The following is a 17,024-nucleotide window of genomic DNA, read 5'->3' on the forward strand; positions in this document are numbered from 1 at the left end:
CATTTACTCCTTACTATGTTTCAAAAAGAAATTCAACACGGCATTTATCAGCATGATAAAAAGGAACAGCACCAACGCAATGGAAAACAACGCCTGTTTTTGTATACTACCGTCAGCCGCATAAGACATTTCACTTGCAACAGCGGTTGTAAGGAAACGGACACTCTGAAAAACTTTCGGCATATTAGGTGCATTCCCTGCCACCATCATAATAGCCATTGCCTCGCCAATAGCCCTGCCAACTCCTAACACGACAGCCGCTGCGATACCGCTTTTTGCTGCCGGAACGGATACACGGAAATATGTTTCAACCGGCGTTGCGCCAAGTGCAAGGGAAGCATCCTCATATTCCTTGGGAACTGCCTCTAACGCCGTAAGCGATACTTTGATAATTGACGGTAAAATCATAATAGCAAGCACTATAATGGCAGCAAACAGACTTGCCCCGTCTGGAATATGAAAGAGGGTCCGTATCCCCGGAACAAGCACCATCATTCCTACAAGTCCATAAACTACCGACGGAATACCCGCCAGCAGACTGACCGCCGTTTCTATAACAGTTTTTACTTTGGGCGGCGCAATTTTAGAGAGGTAAACCGCTGTCAGAAAGCCAACCGGCACTCCGAGCACGATTGCACCAGCCGTACCGTAGATACTTGTGAGGATAAAAGGCAAAATGCCATATTGCGGCTGTGCTGCCGTAGAAGCCCACTTTTTCCCAAAAAGGAATTTTAAAACACCTATTTTACGGATAGCAGGAATACCGGATATGACAAGATAAACAGTAATTAAAAGCACACAGCCAACCGTAATCAGACCAAGTACCAGGAAAATGCCATGTATGGCATTCTCCATAAGCCGTTTTCTGTTCTTCATTTGACTCCACCTTTCAAAGCCTTTAGTTTACCGGCACAGCACCCGCAGATGAGATAATCTCATTTGCTTCAGATGATGTAATATAGTCAAAAAATTTCTGTGCAGCCTCCGAAAGCTCTGTATTGCTCCTTGTAACTAATACAAAAGGGCGCTGCACTACATAACTGCCATCTTTGACTGTTTCCTCCGTAGGCATAATGCCGCCGACAGAAAGTGCTTTTACAGTTTCCTTTACAGACGCAAGGGAAGCATAACCGATTGCCGCAGGATTGCCCGCCACCGTTGTTATCACATCCCCGGTAGATGTAAGTTCCTGACGGTATTTGCAGACATCTTCCGTATCTGTAATGGATTCAAAGCCATCTCTTGTACCACTTCCCGCTTCACGACCAATCAGTACAATTTCCAAATCATTACCGCCTATGTCCTTCCAATTCGTTATTTCACCCCTATAAATTCTGCCAATCGTTTCAAGGTCAAGGTCATTTACCGGATTATCAGGATTTACAATAATAGCAATGCCATCAAGAGCCAGTATCGTTTCAGTCAACCCCTGTGCCTTTTCTTCATCCTTTAAGTTACGGCTGGAAAGACCAATATCACAGCGTCCCTCTGCAACCGCAGTAATTCCGGAACCGGAGCCGGTAGGATTATATGTAAAGGTTACGCCGGAATTGTTTTCCTCAAAGGCTTCTCCCAAAGCACCAATGACCTTTTCCATAGAAGTCGAACCGTCCGTAGATACCGATCCACTGACTGTTTTCCCACATCCTGTCATAGCAGTAAGCATAAGTGATACAATAGTAATAAGTGTGACAAATTTTTTCATGATACATTTTCTCCTTTTCTATCTGATATTTTTTGTTCTGTGATTATTATGATAAGTACTGTCTGTAAAATCAAAAACACAACTTTTGTCAAATATTTGTAAAATTTGCAGACTTATTCCTGAATCCGTGAAGTTCAACTTGGTACAATTGCCTTTAACCCATATTTTATAGGAATTTCTTGGATTTAAAACACGAAAATTTCTTCACCCATTGGGTGATAAAAATTTAGTGTTTCAAAAAGCCGGAATAAGGCATAAATACTGGCTTTCTAAACTTAATTATGAATTGAACTTTACGGATTCAGGTTATTATTAAAAACCGCATTGTGGAAATATGCATAACTGCCTATTCCGTCATGGATAACTGTGTTCACAGCACATGGAAAAGCAAAGTGCAGCTTTCCCACGTTCTGCAAACACAGTTACCCACAACTCCATAAAACAGGCTGTTATACACATTCCCACAATACCTACGCCTGCGGAATCCATCTCATTCATTCCTTTTTTATAACTTTTAGACATTATGTCCAAAAGTGAAAAGCCCTGCATATTTATCATACACAGAGCCTTTCTAATCTCTTTTTGTCCATCCGAATCCATTCCCATTGATTTTTGGCTTTTAGCTCCTCGGTCACTCCTTCGGCAGTTCTCATCTGCTCCATGATAATATCTAACCGTTTCTCTGCCTGCTCATTCAAATCGGCAAGATATGTCCATAATTTACAAGTCAGTAATAATGCTGTATAACGTGCGGAATGTTCCTGCTTCAGATAATCCCGGTGCAGCCGACCAAAATACCCAATCGGACGATTTTCTTCCGGCAGTTTCAAATCAGGGATATAATAATCCCCTACCAGTATATAATCAATACTATTCTCTGTTATCCGTTTCTTTAGTTCACCCATGCTTTTCCTCCTGACATACTTTCATGCAGGTTGATTCAACCCATTATTCCCTTATGTTACTTTTTAGACGTACAGTATTGTACCAGATGAAAAGAAATAAAAAAGACATGATCAGCTGAATCGTCGGCTGATCGTGTCCCTGTTCTGTTTATTTTTGTATTGGGCAGCCAACTCTTCACAAATAAGTATGGCATATCCGTCACCAGCGCCGACATGCCCGACACATAGCACTGTTTTCCGCAGACGGCACGTATATTGCGGATAGCATCCATGGTGATGTCCGCGGACGTGGAGCTGTCGAAGAAAACCGCCATCATGGTGGATCGATCCGTGTTGAACTCCCGGTAAATCTTTTCCGGCAGCAGCTCCATGGGCACTGACAGATCCGCCAGCGAGTCGTACCAGACCACTGTCTCCACATGCTCCACCTGTTCAATCTGTTCCTTTAGTTTCGATACGTCTTTCCCGGACATATCCTCCACGATGATAAAAGAAAAGGCCCCTTTGCCGAATTCCTCCATCAGCCCGTTCTGCCCTGCCACGGTGTCCATGTCCTCCGGCAGATAGTCCAGCATGTCATAATTGATCCTCGTCCCCGCCATCCCCAGGACAGCCGGAATCATCAGCACTGCCGCCAGAATCAATATGGCAATGCGGCAGTTTACCACTCCTTTTGAAAACTTCATGGTTCCATCATCCTTTCTTTCTGTTATTCGATTTCCCCCAGCGCAATCAGCAGAATCCCAAACTCCAGATTGTACCGGAACGCAAGCCGGAACAGATCCTTGGAGAAATCCCCCGCCAGCCTGATGCATCCAGATACAATCATGGCGATTCCAAGGGCGCGCCCGAACATCATGATGAGTATAGCAAATGAGATTTCCGGTGAAAATCGTCAAAAAAAGCCCTGTGCCCAAAAATGTGACACAGAGCTTTATGTGACCAAAAAACAGACATATCCGTCCGAATGCCTAAATGAGGCCTCCTCAGAATTCCTTGTGTTCCATGATCTTGATGCTGATATGGCAGGACAAGAGCAGCAGCGCGATGCTGGCGGCAGCCACTATCACGGCCCCCATGCCGGCGCTTATCGCCGACAGGCTTTTCATCAGGGCCTCCACGTCAATGCCCAGCTTCTGCAAGACTTTCACCCCCATAATCGTGATGACGAAAAATCCCCCGAACACTATCACCATGGCAATCCGGCTCTTATCCCCCTCGAATTTCAGGCGCATGGGAAGCAGGAACGCCGCCAGGCACAGCACCATGGGCAGCAGCATTAGAGCCACCATGATGCCCTCTTCCGATGCCATGGTGCCTTTCGCTGTCCCTACGCCGATGGCAATCACCGTCCCTATCAGCCATCCGCCTAAGCTCATCAGCAGGCTGAACAGATATTTCTCGATTACATAGCCTCTCCTTGAGACAGGCAGGGTGAAGAGAAAGGCACTGCCGTTGTCGAATTCGTCATAGCTAATCGTGCCGGTGGCAAACGTTATTCCGATAATAGCCAGATAGGTAATGATAAAGGATATATCGCTGATATACGTCGACATCCCCAGGGCAATCAGGAGAACCAGTGCAAGTGAATTCCTGGTGCTCTTCATCAGTTTCAAATCTTTAATCAACAAACCTTTCATAATGCCTCACCTCGAATCATCATCATAATCACTTCGTCAATGCTTCCCTTTATCACAGCAAGCTTCGGGTAGTTCTCGCTGTAGAACCGCTTCTGGTTCGTCAGACAGCTGTAGCCGAAGCTTTCTTTCCTGCTGCGCAGGATATAGCGCTTCTCTATGGTATCATAAAGGCTTTCATCCATCTTCAGCACCGCGTAATCGTCCAGCAGCACATCCGTTTCCTCGTGCAGGATAATCTTTCCCTCATGCATCATATAGATGTCGTCGCACAGGGTCTCCAGGTCGCCTGAGATATGGGAGCTGACCAGTATCGCCCGGTTCTCGTCCTGCTCCATGAATTCCCGGAGCAGCTCCAGCAGCTCATCCCTGGCCACCACATCCAGGCCCGCGGTAGGCTCATCCAGTACCAGCAGCCGGGCCCTGTGGGAAATGGCCGTCAGGACTTTCAGTTTCGCTTTCATGCCCGTAGAGAATTCCTTGATCTTCTGATTGTCGGGAAGCCCGAACTTCCTGACCTGTTCCAGAAAAAAAGGCTTGTCGAAATGGGCATAGAGACCGTCCATGACGGGAATGATGTCCCTGACGGTCAGATAGCCGCTGAAGCCGGCATTGGACAGCACCACGCCCAGCTCCTGCTTATCCTTTGTCCCGAAAGCCCGGCTGTCCTTTCCCAGAATCCTGATGTCCCCTCCGTCCGGGGAAATCAGCCCCAGAACAGCCTTGAACGTGGTACTCTTTCCGGCGCCGTTCTGCCCCACCAGCCCGGTCACGCAGCCTGGCCGAATCTCCATAGAACAGTCCAGCTGGAATGTGCCGTAGCTTTTTCGTAAATTTTCAATTCGCAACATAAGTCATCCCTCCAAAATCAATTCAAATAAGCTCCTGATGTCCTCATCGCTTATTCCGTATCTCCTGCCTTTCTGGACGGCCATCTCCAGATCCGCCTCCAGCTCCTTTTTCTGCTCCTCCAGCAAAAGTCCGGCATTTACCGCCGCCACGTAGGTCCCCTTGCCGTGGACAGTGACGGCAAAGCCCTCCTCCTCCAGGCTGTCGTAGGCCTTTTTCACAGTCAGGGCGCTGATTTTCAGCTCCTTGGAGAGCACCCGGACAGAGGGCAGATTATCGTTCTCTTTCAATTCCCCGCCGCGGATCAGGGTCTTGATCTGGTCCGTGACCTGTTCATAGATCGGAACCATGGAAGAACTGTTTATTATTATGCGCATTTCTCTTTCCTCCTCGCAAACAGTATATAACAGCATATATCTGTTGTCAAGTGTTATATACTGTTTATCCGAAAAATTTTTTTAGGAGCCTTTTCATCGAAAAAGCCCCTCTTTTTCACTTCCCATCCAGGCCGCGCCGAATCATCTCGTCCACCATGCCTCTGCGGAGCTCGCGGAGGCGGCTGATATCCTCCCGTATGCCGTCTTTCATGCCTCTGTTCATCCACCCCATGACCATGCCGAAGCATTCCTGTCTGTAAAAGCAAATCATCAGTTCCCTGTCTTCCTCCCGCACAGGCTTATCCGCGAAAATCGCCCCGGCATAGGCGGACACCACATGCTGGCAGACTTTCCACAGATACTGCTCAAAAATATCCCTGTTCACGGAATTATAGATATGTAAGATGGCCCGGCGGTTCTTTGTGGCGAACTCCAATGCCGCATTCAGGCAGGTCTCCAGGGAGTCGATTGCCGGGTACTCCGCTATTAAATCAGGCATTGTCTTCATCTCCTCAAGTATATCGGGCAGCAGGGACTGTCCTGTTTCCTTATGATTATATGATAGGAAAGCGGTTTTTGCAACCATTTCTCCCCCACAGGGTTGCGCCTGCCCGGTTGCGCTGTCAAACCCGCCGTTTGCGCAAACACTGTTAAGATTCCGGCTTTTTATCCGATACAGAATTCAGAACCGAAAGGATGTGATGACAATCAGGGTTGCAATCTGCGATGATGAACCGAATATCAGAAGCCTGCTGGCCAGCCTGGTGCGGCGGCAGGATGAAACATGCGAAATCACGGAATATGGGGATTCCCAGACCTATCTGTCGGACAGGCAGGCGCATGATCTGCTGTTTCTGGACATAGAACTGGGCGGCGGGACGGCGCAGGATTCCGGGAGCGGCGGAGAAACGGGCAGCGGAGCCGGGGCCGGTTCCATGAATGGCATGGAGCTGGCCCGGAGGCTGCGGCAAATGCCTTTAAGCAGCCAGCCTCTCATCATTTTTGTCACAGGCTATGACAGCTATGTGTACCAGGCCTTTGACGTGGAGGCTTTCCAGTATCTGGTCAAACCTGTAAATCAGGCGCGCTTCGCGGAGACGTTCCGGCGGGCAGCGGAAAGAATTGCCGCCGCGGAAAAGCAGCGCCGAAGCACATTGGTCATCCAGACCGGCAGCACCAGCCGGACGGTGCCCCTGCAGGATATCTACTATGTGGAGAGCCAGGGCCATAAGCTTCTGTTGCATTTAAAGGAGGGAAACCTGGAATACTATGGAAAGATCAGCCAGCTGGAACAGGAACTGCAGGGACAATTTTCCCGTATCCACAAGGGCTATCTCGTGAATCTTTCTTATGTGGAGGAATACAGCCGCAACCAGGCCGCGCTGGCAAATGGTGAAAAACTGATTGTTTCAAAGCGTAAATACGATGATTTTGTAAAGACACACTTACGGTTCCTGCAGAGTCAGACAGCATTGGCATCAAAATCCTTGCCCGTCGGAGATTCGGAATCTGCATAATCCGGGAGGCAGATGCAGGAACCCAAATGACCAAAACGGAGGAACCCTTGCAGGAGACCACTTTCATACTGCTGCACCAGATAGTCACAGGAATCGAGGCGTTTCTGTACGCGGCCTGCCTGGCAGCTTTTCTCAGGCCATTCATGAGCGGCGGGACAGAGGCTTTGGGAAGTATACGCAAAAAATCCCTTTTCGTGTTCTTCGACTATTCTTCCGTCTTCCTTATGGGCATGCTGCTCCCCGGCCACGGCACCTTGTACATGATGCTGGTGACGGCTCTGCTGATAGCTGCTTCAAGGTATCTGGGCATAGAGCGGAAGCTTCTGTTCCTTTTGAGCGTGCTCTTTTACTGTATCCGGCATCTGAGCCTGATGGTCACCCAAAGCGCGGACTATTTTTCCAATCGGCTCTTCCTGCTGGATGCGGATACGCCGGAAAAGGTCTTCCTGGGCGCGTCATATAACTACCTGCTCACCGACGGGCTTATGTTCCTGTGCTTTGCGATCATGCTCCACGGGCTGGCCCGGCAGTTCCGAAAACAGGCGCTGACGCTGCATGTCAGAGAATTGTGCTACCTGCTTCTGACGCCGGTAACAGGCATCCTGTTCGTGAACATCACCCTGCGGTTCCTCCTCATAGCGGACGGGACTTCCATCTTCCAGCTCTACAAGCAGGTTCCGGCGGCGGTCTGCATCGTGCCCCTGCTGTCCTTTCTGTTCTACGCAGGAACGCTGGCCGCAATCGCCGTCTGCCAGAAGACCGTCCTCCTCCAGGAAGAACGGGGCAAGCACTTCGCGGAACAGCAGCAGCTGGCCGCCATTCAGGAACGGCTGGTCCAGATGGAGCAGATTCATGACGGCATACGCCGGATGAAGCACGAGATGCGGGGCCATATGGCCAACATCAAAGGCCTTGCGGAAAAGGGCTGCTATGAGGACATGGAACGGTATATCGCCAGGATGGATGAAAACATGCAGGTATTTGAATTCACTGTCTCCACAGGCAATGCCGTCACGGATGTAATCGTCAATGACAGGCAAAGGGCCGCTGCCAGGCTGGGCATCGACTTCAGCGCGGACTTCATCTGCCCGCCCCCGGAGGGGTATGATGTCTATGACATCGGCATCATCCTGAACAATCTGCTGCAGAATGCCCTGGAGGCCTGCGAAAAGACTGAGGCGGGCCAAAGATATATCTCCCTCTCCGGCAGGAAGAAAAATCGGTTCTACCTGATAGAAGTACGGAACTCTTTCGATGGGAATGTGACCTTCCATCCCCGGACCGGTCTTCCCGTTTCCTCCAAGGAGGCACGTCCGGAAACCGGTTCTGCCATGTCCGCTGTTCTCCACGGCATCGGCTTGTCCAATGTGAAGCGGGAGGCGGAAAAGTATCGGGGAAACGTTGATATCAAAACGGAAGGGCATGAATTCCAGGTAACGGTGCTGCTGCAGGAAAACCCCGCAGTCTGAGGCAGGCTTAACGCCATTCGCGGGTATGGGAGCACCTGGCGATTCCCCGGATAAGGGGAGAAAGGAGAGAATATGTATTTTAATGATTTCAGCATCAAAGAAGTGAACGCGTATTACGCCCGCAGGGGCGGCAGTCAGATGGCGAATATCGGCGGCCGTGCCAACATGGTCAGTTTCTCAGGCCTGATGGAGCAGGCTGCAGCCGCAAGGCGGGCCAGTGCCGCGGCCCGGACAGAAAGCGGGGCCCAAGGTTCCCAGGCGGCACAGAATACATCACGGACATCCCGTGCGCATTCCGCTCTGTACAGCAAAACTGCGCAGACACATTCTGCGACAGAAAATAGGGCAACCCAGAAGACAGATGCATCTTCATCAGGGGACGCTTCTACACCGCCTGCTGCCTCCGGCGACAGCAATATCTGCTGTGAACAGTGCCATGCTGCCAATCAGCTGATGCTCCAGATGATGTCCCGGAACCTGTATTCCCAGAGCGCTCTGGGATATCCGCTCACAGGATATGGCTCATGGACGGCCTATCAGAACATGGCGAACATGCTCGGCAACACTCTGTTCTGACAAAAGGGGGCATTCCGCCCCCTTACAGTTTCTTTCCCATCTTCTTTCCGGTATTCCTGCCAGCCGGATTTTTCTTTTCCATTTTTTTCTCTTCCACGCTGCCTGGTAATTTCCCGCTCCCTGTCTCCGCATCAGCTTCTTTCTTCCGCACTGCCGGGACCCCATTTCTGGCATTCCGGCTGTTCACGCTCTCCCTAAGCAGCGCATAGCAGGAGGATGTCAGCGGGATGAAGAACAGCATCCCTGAAATCCCGAACAGGCTGCCGCCTAAGCTGACCGCCATCAGTACCCAGATAGCGGGCAGTCCCACGGAATTCCCCACCACTTTCGGATATATCAGGTTCCCCTCTATCTGCTGCAGCACCAAAAACAGGATGACGAACCACAGCGCCTGCAGCGGATTGTCAATCAGAATCAGAAAAGCTCCCACAGCGCAGCCGATGAACGCGCCCACGATAGGAATCAGCGCAGTGAACGCAATCAGCACTCCCACCATCAACGCATACGGCATCCTGAACAACGTCATGCTCACCACAAACATGGTGCCCAGAATCACTGCCTCCAGACATTGCCCGGTGATGAAACTGCTGAAATTCTTATATAAAAGGCTGCAGATTTCCAGCACCTTAGTTCCCACCGCCTCCGGCAGATAGGCCGAGAGAATCCGCCGTCCCTGGTCCTCCAGCCTTTCTTTCTGGGCCAGAATATAGATAGCGAAGATAAACGATATCACCACGTTCACGATACCCGATATGATGCCGCTGGCCACGCTGACCGTGGAATTCAACACATCCCCGGCACCGTTTTTCAGGAAGTCGATGATGCTGTCCAGCACGGAATCCCATTTAATCTCCGTCAGTTCCAGCCTGTCTACCTGCTCCGTCAGCTCCGGATAATCTTTCATCAGCTGATTCAGGCTTTCCACTACCCTGTCGGTAAAGCCGGGAATCTTCTGGCCGATTTCAGTGGCAGTCTCCACCACCTGGGGCACTACCGTTCCTACCACCACGGCTATCACCACTATCAAAGATACGATGGCGAGCACAAGGCACAAGGGTCTCTTGGCTTTCCCGGCGTTTTTCCCTCTCCAGCGTCCAAGCAGATTCTCCTCAAAAGCCCTCATGGGGATGTTCAGCACGAATGCCATGACCCCGCCCACCAGAAACGGCGATATGATGCCAAAGAAAAAAGCGATTCCCCGGAATACCGTCTCGCTGTATATGACCGCCAGCACCAGCAGCGCCGCCAATATCATCAAATGTCTTATTTGTCTTATTTTTCCTTTGCTGAATTCCATACTCTTTAGCCTCCTGTTTTATCCTTTTCATTTTTACCACGGAGGATTTCATCCAGGGTCTGATACAGCTTATCCACTTCCACCGGCTTGGACAGATGTCCGTTCATGCCGCATTCCACAGATTTTTTCAAATCATCATCAAAGGCATTGGCCGACATGGCTACAATCGGTATGGTCCGGCAATCCTCCCTGTCCATGCCGCGGATTGCGCGGGTTGCATCCAGGCCGTCCATCACCGGCATCATGATATCCATCAATATCACATCATAGGTGCCGGGGGGCGTGGAGCGGATGCGCTCTACAGCTTCCTTTCCATTAAAGACACAGTCTACCGTGAAATTCCTCTCTTCCAGCAGGCTTTGGGCAATCTCCACATTGATTTCATTGTCCTCCACCACCAGAACCCGATAGCCGTCAAAAGAAATCTCCTCACGCTGCCCGTCATCCTCTACACACTCTCCCAGCGCAAGATATACCTGGAAACCAAACCTGCTGCCTTTTCCCACCTCGCTGTCCAGCCGGATGCTGCTCCCCATCATCTGCACCAGGCGGCTGCTGATGGAAAGCCCCAGCCCCGTCCCCTGCTGTTTCGAGGGGTTCCTGTCGGTGGACTGCTCAAAGGAGCGGAACACCCTCTCCCTGTCCTCCTCCGGGATACCGATTCCCGTATCCTGCACCGCAAATGAAATCAGAGCATTCCCATCCACAGTTTCTCTCTCCTGTATGGTCAGCGTTATCTTCCCCCCGGCAGGCGTGAACTTCACCGCATTCCCCAGCAGATTGATCAGCACCTGGCTGATCCTCATCCTGTCTGCCGCCAGCCAGCGGTGCGTCAGGCTGATTTCCTGCACAAATTCAATCCCCTTCGCCACCGCCTGAGGCATTATCAGTTCCCTTATAGTATCCAGCATCTCCTGCATGTCGAAATCATATTTCTCTAATTTCATTTTTCCGCTTTCGATTTTGGACATATCCAGGATGTCGTTGATCAGTCCCAGCAGGTACCCGGAGGAGGACTGTATCTTCTGCAGACAGTCCGTGATCCGCTCCTGGCTCTGATTCTGGTGCAGCGCAATCTCCGTCATGCCAATGATACCGTTCATGGGAGTCCGTATCTCATGGCTCATGCGGGACAGGAATTCCGACTTAGCCTTGCTGGCGATATCATGCTGTTGCTGGTTCATCTGGCTCTGTATGACACTGCCGAGCTCTGCCAGATTCTGATATTCCTCCTGGGATTCCAATAGCGCCTGTTCCATACCCAGGATACAGATATTTCCCATATAATTGCCATTATCATACATGGGCAGCGCCAGACCATACTGCCCCGGCGCGATGCTCAGGAAAGTCTGCAGCATTTCCCGGCGGCTGTCCTCCTCGGAAAACCATTTCATCTTTTCCTGCCCCAGCCAGCCGCAGAAAGCCGCCCTGTCCTCTTCCTTATATTTTCTCACATTCTCCGACACGGCGCTGCCGTCTCTATGCCACTGGTACTCCAGATAATTCGAAGAAAAATCCGCCCGCAGCACAGATACCTGTGCTGCCTCCGCCCGATAGAGCCTGCCGATCTTCCGCAGCATCAAAGTCATCTGGGCCGGGAAATCCGCTCCCTTTCCAAACAGATTCAGCGCTATCGATACCAGGCTGACATCTTCGCCATAGTCCAGGCTGTTGACCTCCCGTCCCTGCAGCTCCGGAAGCCTTTCCCGCTCCGGCTTCGGAATATCCTCGTAAAAGATGTATGCTCCCTCTCTATCGGGAATCGCTCTCATCCTGGCCAGCTTCGCCATGCAAATCAGGGTCTCCGCCGTCTGTTCTCTTCCCCCGCAGGCCACACCTGCGCGTATATCCACAATGAAACGCTCCCTGTCAAAGACTGACGCGGCCTTTCCCAGCAGATTCTCCGTCCATTCCCCGGCTCTCTGCCTGTCCGCGTTTGCCAGCCATATGGCGAACTCATCTCCGTCCAGACGCAGCGCCACTGTCTCCTGCCGTTCCTGCACGGCATATGCCCGGCAGCAGTCGCGGGTCAGGCCTCCCAGCTCTTCCAGTATCATATCTCCAAATACGATACCGTTTTTCTCATTGCATTCTTTCAGCTGGCCCACGAACAGAGTCACCATAGCGCCTCGATGCCCGCATGTGCTCCTGCATATTTCCAGCTGTTCCAGACCGGCGCTGAAAGTATACAGTCCCGTGATGCCGTCCGTGGCATTTCTTCTGCGCTGCCTGGCCTCCTTTTCTTTCTGTTCCTGGATATCCCGGATACTGCCCACCATCTTCCACCGTCTGCCATCCGTGTCGTAGACCACCTTGCCGGAAATTGCCACCCACAGATAGTCCGAATCCTCGGGCCATTTCATCCGGAATTCCGCATACATTTTATCTTCCCTGCTCTGCAGGGCCTTAATGGCCGCCGCCCTGTCCGCTTCATATATGTACTCGGAAGCGATGAATCCGCTCTCGGAATCCCTGCACTGCCATTGTCCGCTCATCGTCTCATGATTCACGATATCCAGTATATGGTTCTGCATATCATAGGAAAAGAACAAATCCTTGGAGGATTCCAGCGCCACCCGGTAACGCTCCTTTTCCTCCAAAAGGATGTTCTCGGCCTCTTTCTGCTGCTCCAGCAGATTTTTCACCACATCATACAGGGCATCTATCTCCAGGATATTCGACGGCCTGAACTCCTGAAGCCCCTCTCTTCCGTGGCTGATACACTGCATCAGCTGCTGGACCGGTCTCGTCAGAAACCTGACCAGAATGTAAATACCGAACACTCCGAAAATCAATCCGATGAGAATGGCGATCACCAGCCAGAGGTAGAGCTGACGGCTCATCCCAAAAAGGTCCTCTTCTGTATCCAGGCCTAAGAGCACCCACTCCGTGTTCTCATAGGGAACATTGTTGCTGTACAGCCTCAGCGGACAGGCCACCGCATAGATATTCTGTCTGTCCAATCGGACATCCTGTACCTGTGAGAGATTGTCATAGCGCGTCTTCCGCAGCACCAGCTTCTCTCCCGCCGCCTGCGCCAGGTTGGAAAGGACTCCCTTGCCCACCATGGGCATGTATAATCCCTCGCTGTCCCTGACAGCCAGCAGATATCCCGACTGCTGCTGATCGTTCAGCTCGGCCACCGGGAAATAATCGTACAGAGTCCTGGCGGAAATCTCCACTCCCATCACTCCGTACACCTGTCCCTGATGCCTGAGCGGCAGGGAGTATGTAATCATCTCGTAGGAATCCGCGATTCCTTTCTCAAGGAAAAAGGGCAGAGACCAATATCCCAAGTCGTCTGCATCCGCCCCGGCATATTCCGTTCCTGCCCGCCAGGGTTCATAGAAATAATTGTCCGCGGCGTCCTTCCCCTGTCCCTCCATCCGGAAATGAGTCGTCCAGGAGGTATCCAGCGGGATATTCCACTTTCTGGAAAGCATCTTGCTGCCTCTCTCCAAAAGCAGATCCGTATTATTGGCGGGATTGGTATACGGATCTGAATCCCGCACAAAAAAGCCCGCAAAATCCCCCGGCTCCTCCATATCCGCATCTGTCAGAATCAGAAAAATGCCGCTGGCAGAATGTCTCTGCAGGATATCAAGGCATTCCGGGAAAAGCAGAGCCAGCAATTCGTTCTTCATCTCATCGGAGGCAAACAGCTCCTCCACGCTTATGTCCTCGTCCTGCAGATAGCCATGCAGAATTTCCTCTATGAGGCCCTCCTGCTCACAGACGGTGGCCCACTGCTGGTTCATGTCATTCTGCAGAATCACTTTTCTGTTTTCCACCATACGGTTCATCATGCTGACGGAATATTCCTCCAGCCTGCCCGCAACTCTCTTTATCACCAGCGTGCCGATGGTAATGACGCTCTGTGTCAGCATGATGATAATCAGGGGAATCAGAAAAATCTTGAATATTGTCGCCTTTTTTCTGTCTCGCTTTTCGCTTTCCATTTTACCCCTGCTTTTCCACTGCCTGTCTCAGCGTCCCGCAAAAATCTTCGTACCACTCTTCAAAGGCTTCTTCTGTCACATAGCCGCCCGCAGCCTCTTCCAGGCTCTTCCCCTGTGCCAGGGCCTCTTCCACAGCCGCCCTGTCCGCAGCAGCCTTGTCCGCAAGATGGTATTCCAGCACTTTTCTGGCCGCCGAGCCGTTCTGAAAGCTCTTGTTCGTATACAGCGTCATATCGTCCATGGCCTTAAAAACAGAAACCAGGCAGTCATATGTCTTCGGAGCCACCTCCAGCCCCTGTTCCGCGATTACCTGATCCAGCTTCTCCGCGCTCCCTGCGTCCTTGCGCACCGGCAGATAGCCGGAGACACTGCCGAACCGCAGATTATTTTCCGCCTCCGTGAACCATTTCAGGAATTCTACAGCGGCATACTCGTGCTTCTCGTCAGACTTGCTGACCACCATGCCCGCGCCCTGCTGTACCGCGTAACGCTCTCCGCCCGCGAACACAGGCGCCTGCATCACGATATAGTCAATGGCATAGCTGCCGTCCTCCAGCTCCACCTGATTGGGAAAATACATGGCTGAGGCAGTGGAACCCGTGTAAGCCAGCAAGTCTCCCGTCTTCACATCGTCGGAACGGAATGAGCCGTAGGCCCCGAAATACCCTTTGACCATAGGCACGTAGTAATTCTCCCAGAGACGGTGCAGCTCCTCCCTGGGCAGATTCAAGGTCACCTGGCCGTTCTCCACGTGGAAAATCTCCACTCCCAGCTGATGCATGCCGATGACGAAATAATTGGCCACCGCGTCCCTGCCGTAAAACGCCCTGCCGTCCCCCGGCACATCCGGCGTCTGGCTGTCCGTCCATTCATAGTATTTCTGTGCCACGGCGGTGATGCCCTCCATAGTCTCCAGATCCCCGAGAGAGGCGCCTGTCGCCGCCGCAAAGGCTTCCCAGTCCGTCCTGTTGATCATCATCATTTCCGTGGATTTCGCCACGGGAAAAATCCGCAGGGATCCGTCCGATGCGATGCGTCCCTCTTCTATGTAGGAGTCCACATACTTTTCCAGTTCTTCCTTGTCCATATAGTCCGACAGATTGGCCAGAGCGCCCGCCTGCTCCACTTCATAGGCGGTATCCGCATAAGAGGAGAACAGATCCGGCATGGGATCGGCCCCCACTTCTCCATTGATAGCCTCCCGCACCGCGGTCTCTAAATCCGATACAGAGCCCTGGCTGTAGCCCTGCACATAAATTCCCTTTTCCCTGCCTGCGGTATCGTTAAACTCCTCCACCAGCGCGTCAAACGCCGCCTGCTGGGAACCGTTATAATAATGCCATACTGTCAGGGAAACAGGATTGCCGGGATCCAGCGGATTCTTATTCCCGCATCCTGTCAGACCAAAAAACAACACTGCCGTTATGCACAAAATTCCGGCTTTCTTTTTACTGTTTTTCATCTTTACCTCCCATGCGCCTGCTTTTTCATTATCTTTCATTCTAGCATACCCCTTATATATTTTCAATAAAACTATCGTCTTTCCAAGCAAAAAAGGAACTTACTTCGACCACAGCCTAACGTAAATTCCTTTTAAGCAGTGCAGGTAGCCGGACTTGAACCGGCACGGAGTCGCCCCCGAGAGATTTTAAGTCTCTTGTGTCTGCCTATTCCACCATACCTGCATATTCAAAATGAATGGATGGAGGTGGATTCGAACCACCGAAGCAATTTGCAGCAGATTTACAGTCTGTCCCCTTTGGCCACTCGGGAATCCATCCATATCAGGCTATCGCCCGAACAAAGAAATTGTAGCATAGTTTCGCACAGATCGCAAGGGTTATTTCAAAAAACGGGCCAAAACGGCTTCAGTTAAAATAGGCCGCAATGCCCTGGGCCATCCCTTCCACCAGCCTGTCCTGATAATCCTTTGACGTGATGGCCTGCCGCTCCGCAGGATCGGACAGAAACGCTGTCTCTATCAGGCAGGCGGGCATGGATGCCTCCCGGATCACATACAGTTCATCCGTATCCTGGATTCCTCTGTCCACGGCGCCCGTCTTTTCTACAGCCCCCTGCTGTATCAGTCCGGCCAGGCGGCCGCTGTCCGCAAGCTTTCCGCAGTACCAGGTCTCGATGCCGCTTACCCCGATTTCCGTGCCATCATAGGCATTCTGGTGGATGCTGACGAAAATGTCCGCTCCCGCGTTCTCCGCCTCCGTCACCCTCTCCTCCAGAGACGGCAGGCTCCCATCGTCCTCCCGCAGCATCACGGTCTCAAAGCCCAGCTCCTGCAGCTTTTCAGAAAGGCCCCTGGCCAGCTCCAGATTGACCACCGCCTCCGACACGCCCTCTCTGTAGCAGCCGTCGTCCTCCCCGCCATGCCCGGCGTCAATGGCTACCAGCGCCACAGGACCCGTATCGTTCAGCAGGAAAATATCCCCGTTCCCGCCGTCAGCCACGCCCGGAATATCCTCAGTCCCCTCTGCCGCACTGTCCCCGGCAAAGACATTGATGCACGCGGAGATCAGCAGATAGCAGCCCTTGCCCAGAACAGCCGCGGACAAAAAGAAAGCTGTCAGGAATACTGCCGTCCTCACCAGCTTATCTTTTCTGAAATCCTGTCCTCTGACGCTCTGCCTGCGCATATCCTGCTCCTCGCTTTTCTTATCTGTCGGCTACAGTATACAGAAAAGCTTTATCAAAATGACATCCTTTTTGTATCCAAGTTGT

15 protein-coding genes and 2 tRNA genes are annotated in these 17,024 nt (G+C 51.7%); 3 read left to right on the top strand and 14 right to left on the bottom strand.

The window, feature by feature from the left end:
* Nucleotides 1-3: 3 nt before the first annotated feature.
* The 8 genes from pstC to NFS35_RS20955 form a co-directional block, all read right to left on the bottom strand.
* The gene (gene pstC, locus NFS35_RS20920; RefSeq protein ID WP_120436767.1) at nt 4-876 is read right to left on the bottom strand and encodes a phosphate ABC transporter permease subunit PstC; all 873 of its coding nucleotides are present in this window, start codon (nt 874-876) and stop codon (nt 4-6) included.
* Nucleotides 877-898: 22 nt separating this feature from the next.
* Nucleotides 899-1,705, bottom strand: coding sequence for a phosphate ABC transporter substrate-binding protein (locus NFS35_RS20925; protein WP_251209017.1), 807 nt, complete (start codon nt 1,703-1,705; stop codon nt 899-901).
* Between the two features lie 554 nt (nt 1,706-2,259).
* A complete protein-coding gene (locus tag NFS35_RS20930; RefSeq protein ID WP_251209018.1) occupies nt 2,260-2,610 on the bottom strand; it encodes a TnpV protein in 351 nt (116 codons plus the stop codon).
* 56 nt (nt 2,611-2,666) lie between these two features.
* Complete coding sequence (locus NFS35_RS20935) at nt 2,667-3,296, bottom strand: RND transporter family protein (protein WP_330640391.1); 630 nt, start codon at nt 3,294-3,296, stop codon at nt 2,667-2,669.
* Between the two features lie 300 nt (nt 3,297-3,596).
* Nucleotides 3,597-4,250, bottom strand: coding sequence for an ABC-2 transporter permease (locus NFS35_RS20940; protein ID WP_251209019.1), 654 nt, complete (start codon nt 4,248-4,250; stop codon nt 3,597-3,599).
* Entirely contained in the window at nt 4,247-5,098 is an 852-nt protein-coding gene (locus tag NFS35_RS20945; protein WP_251209020.1) for an ABC transporter ATP-binding protein, read from the bottom strand. The genes NFS35_RS20940 and NFS35_RS20945 overlap by 4 nt, the downstream gene beginning before the upstream one ends.
* Nucleotides 5,099-5,101: 3 nt before the next feature.
* Nucleotides 5,102-5,473, bottom strand: coding sequence for a GntR family transcriptional regulator (locus NFS35_RS20950; RefSeq protein ID WP_251209021.1), 372 nt, complete (start codon nt 5,471-5,473; stop codon nt 5,102-5,104).
* Between the two features lie 115 nt (nt 5,474-5,588).
* A complete protein-coding gene (locus NFS35_RS20955) occupies nt 5,589-5,972 on the bottom strand; it encodes a TetR-like C-terminal domain-containing protein (protein ID WP_251209022.1) in 384 nt (127 codons plus the stop codon).
* Between the two features lie 202 nt (nt 5,973-6,174).
* Here NFS35_RS20955 and NFS35_RS20960 point away from each other — a divergent pair, with 202 nt between their 5' ends.
* The 3 genes from NFS35_RS20960 to NFS35_RS20970 all read left to right on the top strand — a co-directional run bounded on the left by NFS35_RS20960 (nt 6,175) and on the right by NFS35_RS20970 (nt 9,035).
* Nucleotides 6,175-6,990, top strand: coding sequence for a LytR/AlgR family response regulator transcription factor (locus NFS35_RS20960; protein WP_251209023.1), 816 nt, complete (start codon nt 6,175-6,177; stop codon nt 6,988-6,990).
* 26 nt (nt 6,991-7,016) lie between these two features.
* Complete coding sequence (locus NFS35_RS20965) at nt 7,017-8,459, top strand: sensor histidine kinase (protein ID WP_251209024.1); 1,443 nt, start codon at nt 7,017-7,019, stop codon at nt 8,457-8,459.
* A 72-nt stretch (nt 8,460-8,531) separates the two neighbouring features.
* A complete protein-coding gene (locus NFS35_RS20970; RefSeq protein ID WP_251209025.1) occupies nt 8,532-9,035 on the top strand; it encodes a hypothetical protein in 504 nt (167 codons plus the stop codon).
* A 22-nt stretch (nt 9,036-9,057) separates the two neighbouring features.
* Here the strand turns inward: NFS35_RS20970 and NFS35_RS20975 are convergent, their stop codons facing one another.
* The 6 genes from NFS35_RS20975 to NFS35_RS21000 form a co-directional block, all read right to left on the bottom strand.
* A complete protein-coding gene (locus NFS35_RS20975; RefSeq protein ID WP_251209026.1) occupies nt 9,058-10,332 on the bottom strand; it encodes an AI-2E family transporter in 1,275 nt (424 codons plus the stop codon).
* A 5-nt stretch (nt 10,333-10,337) separates the two neighbouring features.
* Nucleotides 10,338-14,291: an ATP-binding protein gene (locus tag NFS35_RS20980; RefSeq protein ID WP_251209027.1), complete on the bottom strand. Its 3,954-nt coding sequence runs from the start codon at nt 14,289-14,291 to the stop codon at nt 10,338-10,340.
* A 1-nt stretch (nt 14,292) separates the two neighbouring features.
* Nucleotides 14,293-15,753, bottom strand: a complete 1,461-nt coding sequence (locus tag NFS35_RS20985) for an extracellular solute-binding protein (protein WP_251209028.1) — start codon at nt 15,751-15,753, stop codon at nt 14,293-14,295.
* A gap of 139 nt (nt 15,754-15,892) precedes the next feature.
* Nucleotides 15,893-15,976, bottom strand: a tRNA-Leu gene (locus NFS35_RS20990).
* Nucleotides 15,977-15,990: 14 nt separating this feature from the next.
* A tRNA-Tyr gene (locus NFS35_RS20995) sits at nt 15,991-16,072 on the bottom strand.
* An 87-nt stretch (nt 16,073-16,159) separates the two neighbouring features.
* Entirely contained in the window at nt 16,160-16,939 is a 780-nt protein-coding gene (locus NFS35_RS21000) for an N-acetylmuramoyl-L-alanine amidase family protein (protein WP_251209029.1), read from the bottom strand.
* Nucleotides 16,940-17,024 lie beyond the last annotated feature (85 nt).

The organism is Acetatifactor aquisgranensis (genome assembly GCF_943193215.1).
Lineage (GTDB): Bacteria > Bacillota > Clostridia > Lachnospirales > Lachnospiraceae > Acetatifactor > Acetatifactor aquisgranensis.